1 tRNA gene is annotated in these 203 nt (G+C 40.9%); it reads right to left on the reverse strand.

The annotated features are described in order from the left end of the window. Nucleotides 1-45: 45 nt before the first annotated feature. Nucleotides 46-122: transfer RNA gene (locus PVK70_RS19050), tRNA-Met, on the reverse strand. Nucleotides 123-203: the final 81 nt, after the last annotated feature.

Genomic DNA, 203 nt, shown 5'->3' on the forward strand with positions numbered 1-203 from the left:
TTTTTGTATTTTAATCGACGATTGGTGAATCAATTAAAAGTTGTATGGTGGCTACTACGGGATTTGAACCTGTGACCCCATCATTATGAGTGATGTGCTCTAACCAGCTGAGCTAAGTAGCCAATGATTGTTTTTAATAAAACAATCAAAAATATGGTGCGGACGGAGAGACTTGAACTCTCACACCTTGCGGCGCCAGAACC

The sequence above is a fragment of the Aliivibrio sp. A6 genome, from assembly GCF_028765505.1.
Taxonomy (GTDB): Bacteria; Pseudomonadota; Gammaproteobacteria; order Enterobacterales; family Vibrionaceae; genus Aliivibrio; species Aliivibrio finisterrensis_A.